The organism is Mycobacterium sp. E2462 (assembly GCF_001672685.1).
GTDB lineage: Bacteria > Actinomycetota > Actinomycetes > Mycobacteriales > Mycobacteriaceae > Mycobacterium.
On the sequence record NZ_LZKC01000375.1, the window covers coordinates 1 to 10,558 of the forward strand.

Consider the following 10,558-nt stretch of genomic DNA (forward strand, 5'->3'; position numbering starts at 1 on the left):
CGAGGCCGTCACGCGGGTGCTGGCGCACCCGATCCTCGACCTCGTCGGGCTGCACTGCCAGATCGGCCCGCAGGTCGATGGGCAACTCGACGTCGACGGCGATCTCGTCGCCCGATTCGCCATGCCGACCGGCGACGGTCACGCGGTGGCGGGCGCCCACCGGATGCCGGTTGGCCAGCGCGACGGTGCACCGGGCGCCGCGCGGCGCGACCCGCGGGTGGTCGCTCATACCGCCGTCGACGGCGACGACGGTGCCGCCGCCCGGCCGGGCCTTCACCGAGCACACCCGGTACAGCGTGACCCCGGCCCGGCCGCTGATGGCCCGGCCCGGCTCCACCACGACCGTCGGCCGGGGGAAGTGCTCCGCGGCGCAGGCCTCGTCCAGGGCGTCCTCGATGGCCGCGTTGAATGCCGGCAGGTCCAGCTCGCGATCGCCCGGGGCCGACGGGACGGCGTGCCCGCCCCCGATGTTGAGCTCGGTGAGGATCACCCCGTGCCGGCCCCGGATGTCGGCCATCGCGGCGATCAGCCGGCGGATCGCGGCACCGAACTGCGCCGGGTCGCCGACCTGCGGGCCGATCTGGCAGTGCAGCCCGACGAGGTCGAGGATCGGGTGCGCCAGCACCCGCGTGACGGCCTCGGCGGCGTGGTCGTCGGCGAGGGTGGAACCGGGCACCCGCACCAGCACCGGCTGGCGGCGTCGGGCCAGGCCGGCCAAGTACGCGACCTCGATGCCGGAATCCACCACGATGCGCCCGACCCCGACGCGCACGGCGTCGCGCAGCTCGTCGGGGGTCTTGGCGTTGCCGTGCAGGATGATCCGGGCCGGGTCCACGCCGCCGGCCAGCGCGGTGGCCAGCTCGCCGTTCGAGCAGACGTCGATGCCCAACCCCTCGTCGCGGGCCCACCGGGCGACCGCGGAGGTCAACAGTGACTTGCCGGCGTAGACGACCTGGGCGTCGCGCAGCGCCTTGCGGTAGCGGCGGGCCCGCTCCCGGAAGTCGGTTTCGTCGATCACGTACGCCGGGGTGCCGAACTCGTCGGCGATGTCGACCAGGGGGACCCCGCCGAGGCAAAGCCTGCCCTCCTCGTCGGGACGGGCGGTGACGGGCCACACCGCCGGATCGAACCGTGGGGGAGCCGCCTGGCCGAGCGACGGCAGGATGTCGAGCAACGTCATGAGTCCACGCTGCTCCCGCGCGGCCCCGGCCGGCGCCTCCCTGACGGATCCTTGACGCCCCCGGCGCCGATCCTGACGAACTTCGGCGCGTCTTGCGGCCCCCTAGAATGGAATTCATCATGACCGCACCGGGGGCTGCTAGCCCAGAAACCCCGATCGCGGGGCTCGTTGAATTGGCGCTCACCGCGCCGACCTTCACCCAGCTCATCGACACCGCGGCCGCACGGCCGGCCGATCTGAGCCTGGTGGGTCCTGCCAGCGCGCGGCTGTTCGCGGCCGCCGCCCTGGCGCGGTTGGGGCCTCTGCTGGTAGTCACCGCGACCGGGCGCGAAGCCGACGACCTGACCGCCGAACTGCGCGGCGTCCTGGGTGACGCCGTCGCCGTCTTCCCGTCCTGGGAGACCCTCCCGCACGAACGCCTTTCGCCCGGCGTCGACACCATCGGCACCCGGATGATGGTGCTGCGCCGGCTCGCGCACCCCGACGACGCGCGGCTGGGCCCGCCGCTGCAGGTGGTCGTGACGGCGGTGCGGTCGTTGCTCCAACCCATGACCCCGCAGTTGGGCCTCGTGGAACCCGTCACATTCAGCGTCGGGCAGGAGATCGAGTTCGAGGCCGTCATCGCCCGGCTGGTCGAGCTGGCCTACACCCGGGTCGACATGGTGGGCCGGCGCGGCGAGTTCGCCGTGCGCGGCGGCATCCTCGACGTCTTCCCGCCGACCGCGGAGCACCCCGTCCGCGTCGAGTTCTGGGGCGACGAGGTCAGCGAGATGCGCATGTTCGCCGTCGCCGACCAGCGCTCCATCCCCGAGATCGAGGTGGACTCGGTGATCGCGGTGGCCTGCCGCGAGCTGCTGCTCACCGACGACGTGCGGGAGCGGGCCGCCGCACTGGTCGCGCAGCATCCCGCGGCCGAGCCGGCCATCACGGGCGGCGTCAGCGACATGCTGGCCAAGCTCGCCGAGGGCATCCCGGTCGACGGCATGGAGGCGCTGCTGCCGGTGCTCTGCCCGGGCAAGCACGCGCTGCTGATCGACCAGCTGGCCCCGCGGACCCCGCTGTTGGTGTGCGACCCCGAGAAGGTGCGCACCCGCGCCGCCGACCTGATCAAGACCGGCCGGGAGTTCCTCGAGGCGGCGTGGTCGGTGGCCGCCCTGGGCACCGATGCGCCGGTCGACGCCGAGCAGTTCGGCGGCTCCGGGTTCGCCGAGCTCGACGACGTGCGGGCCGCGGCGGCCGGCTCCGAGCACCCGTGGTGGACGCTGAGCCAGCTCTCCGATGAGGCGGCGCTGGAGCTGGACGTGCGGCCGTCGCCGTCGGCGCGCGGCCACCAGCACGACATCGACAGCATCTTCGCGATGCTGCGCGCCCATGTCTCGACGGGCGGCTACGCGGTGGTGGTCGCGCCCGGCACCGGCACCGCCCACCGCGTCGTCGAGCGGCTGGCCGAGTCGGAAACCGCCGCCGGCATGCTGGACTGCGGCGCGGCGCCCAAGGCGGGCGTCGTCGGCGTGCTCAAGGGGCCGCTGCACGAGGGTGTCGTGATCCCCGGCGCCAACCTGGTCGTCATCACCGAGACCGACCTGACCGGCAGCCGGGTGACCGCCGTCGAGGGCAAGCGCCTCGCGGCCAAGCGGCGCAACACCGTCGACCCGCTGGCGCTGACGGCCGGCGACCTGGTGGTGCACGACCAGCACGGCATCGGGCGGTTCGTGGAGATGACCGAGCGCACCGTCGGCGGCGCCCGCCGCGAATACCTGGTGCTGGAATACGCGTCCAGCAAGAGGGGCGGGGGTTCGGACAAGCTCTACGTGCCCATGGACTCCCTCGACCAGCTGTCGCGCTACGTCGGCGGGCAGGCACCGGCGCTGTCCAAGCTGGGCGGCAGCGACTGGACGAACACCAAGACCAAGGCCCGGCGGGCCGTGCGCGAGATCGCCGGGGAGCTGGTGTCGCTGTACGCCAAGCGGCAGGCCAGCCCGGGTCACGCCTTCGGGCCGGACACGCCCTGGCAGGCCGAGATGGAGGATGCGTTCGGCTTCACCGAGACCGTCGATCAGCTCACCGCCATCACCGAGGTCAAGGCCGACATGGAAAAGCCGATCCCGATGGACCGGGTGATCTGCGGCGACGTCGGCTACGGCAAGACCGAGATCGCGGTGCGGGCGGCGTTCAAGGCCGTGCAGGACGGCAAGCAGGTCGCGGTGTTGGTGCCGACCACGCTGCTGGCCGACCAGCACCTGCAGACGTTCACCGACCGGATGACCGGGTTCCCGGTGACCGTCAAGGGGCTGTCGCGGTTCACCGACAACGCCGAGTCGCGCGCCGTGATCGAGGGCCTGGCCGACGGCTCGGTCGACGTCGTCATCGGCACGCACCGGCTGCTGCAGACCGGCGTGCGCTGGAAGGACCTCGGCCTGGTCATCGTCGACGAGGAGCAGCGGTTCGGCGTCGAGCACAAGGAGCACATCAAGAGCCTGCGCACCCACGTCGACGTGCTGACGATGAGCGCCACCCCGATCCCGCGGACCCTGGAGATGAGCCTGGCCGGCATCCGCGAGATGTCGACCATCCTCACCCCGCCCGAGGAGCGCTACCCGGTGCTGACGTATGTCGGCCCGCACGACGACAAGCAGGTGGCCGCCGCGCTGCGACGCGAGCTGCTGCGCGACGGGCAGGTGTTCTACGTGCACAACCGGGTCAGCTCGATCGACCGCGCGGCGGCCCGGATCCGGGAGCTGGTGCCCGAGGCCCGCGTGGTGGTCGCGCATGGGCAGATGCCCGAGGACCGGCTGGAACGCACCGTGCAGGGGTTCTGGAACCGGGAGTACGACATCCTCGTGTGCACCACGATCGTGGAGACCGGCCTGGACATCTCCAACGCCAACACGCTGATCGTGGAGCGCGCCGACACCTTCGGCCTCTCGCAGCTGCACCAGCTGCGCGGCCGCGTCGGGCGCAGCCGGGAACGGGGCTACGCCTACTTCCTGTACCCGCCGCACACGCCGCTGACCGAGACGGCGTACGACCGGCTGGCCACCATCGCGCAGAACAACGAGTTGGGCGCGGGCATGGCGGTCGCGCTGAAGGACCTGGAGATCCGCGGCGCCGGCAACGTGCTGGGCGTCGAGCAGTCCGGGCACGTGGCGGGGGTGGGCTTCGACCTGTACGTCCGGCTGGTCGGCGAGGCCGTCGAGGCCTACCGCGCGGCGGCCGACGGCCAGACGGTCACCACCGCCGAGGAGCCCAAGGACGTCCGGATCGACCTGCCGGTGGACGCGCACCTGCCGCCGGACTACATCGCCAGTGACCGACTGCGCCTGGAGGCGTACCGGCGGCTGGCCGCCGCGGCCGACGACGCCGCGGTGGATGCGGCGGTCGAGGAGCTCGTCGACCGCTACGGGGCGCTGCCCGAACCGGCCGAGCGGCTGGTGGCCGTCGCCCGGTTGCGGCTGGTGTGCCGCGCCGCCGGGATCACCGAGGTGTCGGCGCCGTCGGCGACGACGGTTCGGCTCTCCCCGCTGACGCTGCCGGATTCGGCGCAGGTGCGGCTCAAGCGGATGTATCCGTCGGCGAACTACCGCGCCACGACGAACACGGTGCAGGTGCCGATACCGCGCGCGGGCGGCGTGGGGGCGCCGCGGCTGCGCGACGTCGAGCTGGTGCAGATGGTGGCCAATCTGGTCACGGCGCTGCAAGGTAAACCGCAGACGGATGTTGGTATAACGAGTGAATTACCTGCGTCGATGGCCAGTGAGGGGCGGCAAGCGCGATGATCGGTGCCCGCGACGACGCCGTGGGGGTACCGCCCGCTTGCGGCCGACGAAGCGATGAGGAGGTGCGCCAATGATCGTCGTGTTGGTCGACCCGCGCCGCCCGTCGCTGGTGCCCGTCGAGGCCATCGAGCACCTCAGCGGCGAGGTGGAGTACACCGAGGAGATGCCGGTCGCGGTGCCGTGGTCGCTGCGCTCGGCGCGGCCGGTGCACTCCGGTGACCCCGACGCCCCGGCCCCGGTCCTGCTGTCGTCCGACCCCGAGCACCCGGCCGTCACCGCCCGGCTGGCCGCCGGCGCCCGGCTGATCGCGGCGCCCGAGACGCCGCGCGGCGAACGGCTCGTCGATGCCGTCGCGATGATGGACAAGCTGCGCACGGCGGGGCCCTGGGAGAGCGAGCAAACCCACGATTCGTTGCGCAGGTTCTTGTTGGAGGAGACCTACGAGCTGCTCGACGCGGTGGGCAGCGGTAGCGCCGAGCAGTTGCGCGAGGAGCTCGGCGACGTGTTGCTGCAGGTGCTCTTCCACGCCCGCATCGCCGAGGACGCGCCGCAGTCCCCGTTCACCATCGACGACGTCGCCGCGGCGCTGATGCGCAAGCTGGGCAATCGGGTGCCGGGAGTTCTTGCCGGACAGTCGATTTCGCTCGAGGAGCAGCTGGCGCAGTGGGAGGAGCGCAAGGCCGCCGAGAAGCCCCGCACATCGGTGATGGACGAGGTGCACACCGGTCAACCCGCGTTGGCGCTGGCGCAGAAGGTGATTCAGCGCGCCGCCAGGGCCGGCGTGCCGGCCGACCTGGTGCCCGCGGCGATCACCTCCGTGACGGTGTCGGCCGACGTCGATGCCGAAAGCGCGTTGCGCGCGGCGGTTCTGGACTTCGTCGACACGGTCCGCGCCGTGGAGAAGAGGATCGCCGCCGCCCGCCGCGGATCGGGCTTTCCCGACGAGTTCGACGTCGCCCGCCTCGACGACGTCAGCGAGGCGGAATGGCGCGGCCATTGGCCGGGCGCCGAGGCCTTGGCGGTCGTCGACGCCCCGACGCCGGCCGACGCCCCGACGCCCCACGAGGTCCCCGAGACCGGCGCTCCGGGCGCCCCCCAAGACGGCACCGAGCCGGCCGCGGACGCCGTCTGATCGCCGTCGCTGCGGGCCGGGCCAGCTAATCGCGGCGTTGCGGATTCGGCGGGAAAACCGGGGCGCCGCGCCCCGACGCGCCCTGACACCGCGCGATCGCATGGGACGATGGTTGCGGCAAGTGATGCGGGGGAGTGTAAGGGTGTTGCGGACAGCCATGGTGTCGCCGAGGCGTTGGTTGCGCGCGGCCGCCGTGATCGGCGCGACCGCGATGCTCCTCGCGTCCAGCTGCACCTGGCAGTTGAGCCTGTTCATCCCCGAGGGGGTGCCGCCACCGCCCGGTGACGCGGTGCCGCCGGTCAACACCCACGCCAGTGGCCGGCCCGCGGATCAGCTGCGGGCTTGGGCGCAGCAGCGCTCGGCGGCCCTGGAGATCCCGGTCATCGCGCTCGAGGCGTACGCCTACGCCGCGCGGGTCGCCGAGGTCGAGAACCCGAAATGCCACATCGCGTGGACCACCCTGGCCGGCATCGGGCAGGTGGAAAGCCATCACGGCACCTACCGCGGCTCGCGGTTGGCGCCCAACGGCGACGTCAGCCCCCCGATCCGTGGCGTCCGCCTGGACGGCACCGGCGGCAACCTGCGCATCGTCGACAGCGCCGAGGACGTCACGGACGACGACGGGGTGGCGCGCGCCATGGGCCCCATGCAGTTCATCCCGGAGACGTGGCGGCTCTATGGTGTCGATGCTCACAACGACGGGCGGGTCAGCCCCGACAACATCGACGATTCGGCGCTGGCCGCGGCGGGCTACCTGTGTTGGCGCGGTAAGGATCTGGCGACGCCGCGGGGCTGGATCACCGCGCTGCGCGCCTACAACAACTCCGGCGTCTACGCCCGTGCCGTCCGCGACTGGGCGACCGCTTATGCGGCGGGTCATCCGCTGTAGCAGGATGTATCGCTGACCCACCAAGCACGCACCGGTTAAGGAGAACTGTAGTGCCGATTATCGAGCAGGTCGGGGCTCGCGAGATCCTCGACTCCCGCGGCAACCCGACGGTCGAGGTCGAGATAGCCCTGATCGACGGGACGTTCGCCCGGGCCGCGGTGCCCTCCGGCGCGTCGACCGGTGAGCACGAGGCCGTGGAGCTGCGCGACGGTGGCGACCGCTACGGCGGCAAGGGCGTGCACAAGGCGGTGCAGGCCGTGCTCGACGAGATCGGCCCGGCGGTCATCGGGCTCAACGCCGACGACCAGCGGCTGGTGGACCAGGCGCTGGTCGACCTGGACGGCACCCCCGACAAGTCCCGGCTGGGCGCCAACGCGATCCTGGGCGTCTCGCTGGCGGTCGCGACGGCGGCCGCCGACTCCGCCGAGCTGCCGTTGTTCCGCTACCTCGGCGGCCCGAACGCGCACATCCTGCCGGTGCCGATGCTCAACATCCTCAACGGCGGCGCGCACGCCGACACCGCCGTCGACATCCAGGAGTTCATGGTGGCGCCGATCGGCGCCCCCAGCTTCGCCGAGGCCCTGCGCTGGGGTGCCGAGGTGTACCACTCGCTCAAGGCGGTGTTGAAGAAAGAGGGGCTGAGCACCGGCCTCGGCGACGAGGGCGGCTTCGCGCCCGACGTGGCCGGCACCACCGCGGCGCTGGACCTGATCAGCCGGGCCATCGAATCGGCGGGTTTCAAGCTCGGCTCCGACGTGGCGCTGGCGCTGGACGCGGCCGCCACCGAGTTCTACACCGACGGCACCGGTTACGCCTTCGAGGGCACGACCCGCACCGCGGCGCAGATGGCCGAGTTCTACGCCGGGCTGCTCGGCTCCTACCCCCTGGTCTCCATCGAAGACCCGCTGTCGGAGGACGATTGGGACGGCTGGGCGGCGCTGACGGCGTCGATCGGTGACCGCGTGCAGCTGGTCGGCGACGACATCTTCGTCACCAACCCCGAGCGGCTCGAGGAGGGCATCGAGAAAGGCGTCGGAAACGCGTTGCTGGTCAAGGTGAATCAGATCGGCACGCTCACCGAGACGCTCGACGCGGTGGCCCTGGCGCACCACAGCGGCTACCGCACGATGATGAGTCACCGCAGCGGCGAGACCGAGGACACCACCATCGCCGACCTGGCGGTGGCGGTCGGCAGCGGTCAGATCAAGACGGGTGCGCCCGCCCGCAGCGAGCGCGTCGCGAAGTACAACCAGCTGTTGCGCATCGAGGAAGCCCTCGGCGACGCCGCCCGCTACGCCGGTGACCTGGCCTTCCCGCGGTACACGTTCGAGGCGAAATAGCTTGACAGGCAACGGCGTCTGACATGCCCGACGGGAACCGGCCGGACTCGCGGCGGCGCTCCCCGGCCTCGCGGCCGGGCAAGGCCGGTGACGCGGGCCGGCGCCGGCGCCCGAACAAGCCGACCCAGGTTTCGGCGAAGCCCACGGCCAAGCCGTCGGTGTCGCCCACCGTCGGTGGCGCCACCACCCGGACGCCGTTCGAGCACGTCGTCGAACCCATCAAGCGCCAAGCCGCCGAATCCGTCGAGCACCGTTCGGATCAGCGGTTGGGTTTCACGGCGCGCCGGGCGGCCGTGCTGGCCGCCGTTGTCTGCGTGCTGACGCTGACGATCGCCGGCCCGGTGCGCACCTATTTCGCGCAGCGCACCGAGATGAATCAGCTGTCGGCGAGCCAGGCCGCGTTGCGCGCCCAGATCAGCGAATTGGAGTCCAAGAAGGCGAAACTGGCCGACCCGGCCTACATCGCGGCGCAGGCCCGCGAGCGGCTCGGCTTCGTCAAGCCCGGCGACATCCCGTTCCAGGTGCAACTCCCGCCGACAGCGGCGGTGCCGGTGCAGCCGGGCACGCAATCGGCAAAGCCCACCAACAACGACCCGTGGTACACCTCGCTGTGGCACACCATCGCCGACGCGCCGCATCTACCGCCCGCGGCGGCGCCGGAAACCTCTGCCCCGCAGCCTAATTCGCCCGCGCCGACCCCAACTCCTCCCGGTGGTTGATCGCGCCGACCTGGACGCGGTGGCGCGCCAGCTAGGGCGCGAACCGCGCGGCGTGCTGGAGATCGCCTACCGGTGCCCCAATGGCGAACCCGGGGTCGTGAAGACCGCGCCGAAACTGCCCGACGGCACACCCTTCCCCACGCTGTACTACCTCACGCATCCGGCGTTGACCGCCGCCGCGAGCAGATTGGAGACGACGGGACTGATGCGGGAGATGACTGAGCGGCTGGGCCGCGACGACGAACTTGCGGCCGCGTATCGGCGGGCCCACGAATCCTATCTGGCCGAACGGGATTCGATCGAGCCGCTCGGGACGCAATTTTCGGGCGGCGGGATGCCGGACCGGGTGAAGTGCCTGCACGTACTGATCGCGCACTCGCTGGCCAAGGGCCCCGGCTGCAACCCGCTGGGCGACGAGGCCCTGGCGATCCTGGCGGGTGAACCGGCGCTGGCCGGCGTGTTGGAGGCGGGGCGGTGGTGAGCCGGCTCGCCGGAATCGACTGCGGCACCAACTCGATTCGGCTGCTGATCGCCGACGCCGGCGCGGGTGGGCTGTGCGACGTGCATCGGGAGACGCGGATCGTGCGCCTGGGTCAGGGTGTGGACGCCACGGGGGAGTTCGCGCCGGAGGCGATCGAGCGCACCCGCGCCGCGCTGACCGATTACGCGTCCCTGATTCGGCAGCACGGCGCCGAGCGGGTGCGGATGGTGGCCACCTCGGCGGCGCGTGACGTCGCCAACCGTGACGCATTCTTCGCGATGACGGCCGAGGTGCTGGGTGCGGTGCTCCCCGGTGCGGTGGCCGAGGTGATCACCGGTGCACAGGAGGCGGAGTTATCGTTCCGCGGCGCCGTCGGCGAATTGGATTCCGCCGATGGGCCTTTCGTGGTCGTCGACCTCGGCGGCGGGTCTACCGAGATCGTCGTCGGCGACCGGACGGTGGCCGCGAGCTTCTCCGCCGACATCGGCTGCGTCCGATTGACCGAACGGTGCCTGCATTCGGACCCGCCGACGGCGGCGGAGGTGGCGGCGGCGCGGCAGGTGGTGCGCGAGCGCCTCGCGGCGGCCCTGCGAGCCGTGCCGGTCGAGGGTGCCCGCCGGTGGGTGGGGGTGGCCGGGACGATGACCACGCTCTCGGCGCTGGCGCACGGGATGACGGAGTATGACTCTGCGGCGATTCATCTTTCGCGGGTCGCCGGGCCGGACCTGCTGGCGGTGTGCGAGCGTTTGATCGGCATGACGCGCGCGCAGCGCGCGGCGCTGCCGCCGATGCACGAGGGCCGCGCGGACGTTATCGGCGGGGGCGCCATCGTGGTGCAGGAGTTGGCGCGCGAATTGCGGGCTCGCGCAGGCATCGACGAGCTGACCGTCAGCGAACACGACATCCTCGACGGCATCGTGCTCTCGCTCGGCGACTAGCGTCTTGGGCGCGGACCGGGTTTGGCGCGCGGCGGGTTTTTCGGGGGCAGTGACGAAGTGCCCGCCTCATAGCGACAACGCGCGCGCCGCTGGGCGTTACTCC

Annotated in this window: 8 protein-coding genes; 7 read left to right on the forward strand and 1 reads right to left on the reverse strand. The window is 72.0% G+C overall.

What is annotated here, in order from left to right:
* Window positions 1-1,180, reverse strand: a 1,180-nt coding sequence (locus A5714_RS19625; protein WP_156747405.1) for a diaminopimelate decarboxylase, incomplete at its 3' end; no start/stop codon positions are given.
* 119 nt (window positions 1,181-1,299) lie between these two features.
* Here A5714_RS19625 and mfd point away from each other — a divergent pair.
* The 7 genes from mfd (at window position 1,300) to A5714_RS19660 (ending at window position 10,455) form a co-directional block, all read left to right on the forward strand.
* Entirely contained in the window at window positions 1,300-4,956 is a 3,657-nt protein-coding gene (gene mfd / locus A5714_RS19630) for a transcription-repair coupling factor (RefSeq protein WP_197513807.1), read from the forward strand.
* A gap of 70 nt (window positions 4,957-5,026) precedes the next feature.
* Entirely contained in the window at window positions 5,027-6,088 is a 1,062-nt protein-coding gene (locus A5714_RS19635) for a nucleoside triphosphate pyrophosphohydrolase (RefSeq protein WP_082959857.1), read from the forward strand.
* A gap of 160 nt (window positions 6,089-6,248) precedes the next feature.
* Complete coding sequence (locus tag A5714_RS19640; protein ID WP_156671432.1) at window positions 6,249-6,977, forward strand: lytic transglycosylase domain-containing protein; 729 nt, start codon at window positions 6,249-6,251, stop codon at window positions 6,975-6,977.
* Between the two features lie 50 nt (window positions 6,978-7,027).
* The gene (eno, locus tag A5714_RS19645; protein ID WP_068288017.1) at window positions 7,028-8,317 is read left to right on the forward strand and encodes a phosphopyruvate hydratase; all 1,290 of its coding nucleotides are present in this window, start codon (window positions 7,028-7,030) and stop codon (window positions 8,315-8,317) included.
* A 23-nt stretch (window positions 8,318-8,340) separates the two neighbouring features.
* Window positions 8,341-9,036, forward strand: a complete 696-nt coding sequence (locus A5714_RS19650; RefSeq protein ID WP_068288020.1) for a septum formation initiator family protein — start codon at window positions 8,341-8,343, stop codon at window positions 9,034-9,036.
* Window positions 9,029-9,517, forward strand: a complete 489-nt coding sequence (locus tag A5714_RS19655; RefSeq protein ID WP_068065186.1) for a DUF501 domain-containing protein — start codon at window positions 9,029-9,031, stop codon at window positions 9,515-9,517. The genes A5714_RS19650 and A5714_RS19655 overlap by 8 nt, the downstream gene beginning before the upstream one ends.
* The gene (locus A5714_RS19660; RefSeq protein WP_068288022.1) at window positions 9,511-10,455 is read left to right on the forward strand and encodes a Ppx/GppA phosphatase family protein; all 945 of its coding nucleotides are present in this window, start codon (window positions 9,511-9,513) and stop codon (window positions 10,453-10,455) included. Before A5714_RS19655 ends, A5714_RS19660 begins: the two co-directional genes overlap by 7 nt.
* The last annotated feature ends 103 nt before the right edge of the window (window positions 10,456-10,558 follow it).

What these genes read in the sequence shown, in the direction of transcription:
- mfd (WP_197513807.1), top strand. Translation starts at nt 1,300, where the DNA reads ATGACCGCACCGGGGGCTGCTAGCCCAGAAACCCCGATCGCGGGGCTC.
- A5714_RS19635 (WP_082959857.1), top strand. Translation starts at nt 5,027, where the DNA reads ATGATCGTCGTGTTGGTCGACCCGCGCCGCCCGTCGCTGGTGCCCGTC.
- A5714_RS19650 (WP_068288020.1), top strand. Translation starts at nt 8,341, where the DNA reads ATGCCCGACGGGAACCGGCCGGACTCGCGGCGGCGCTCCCCGGCCTCG.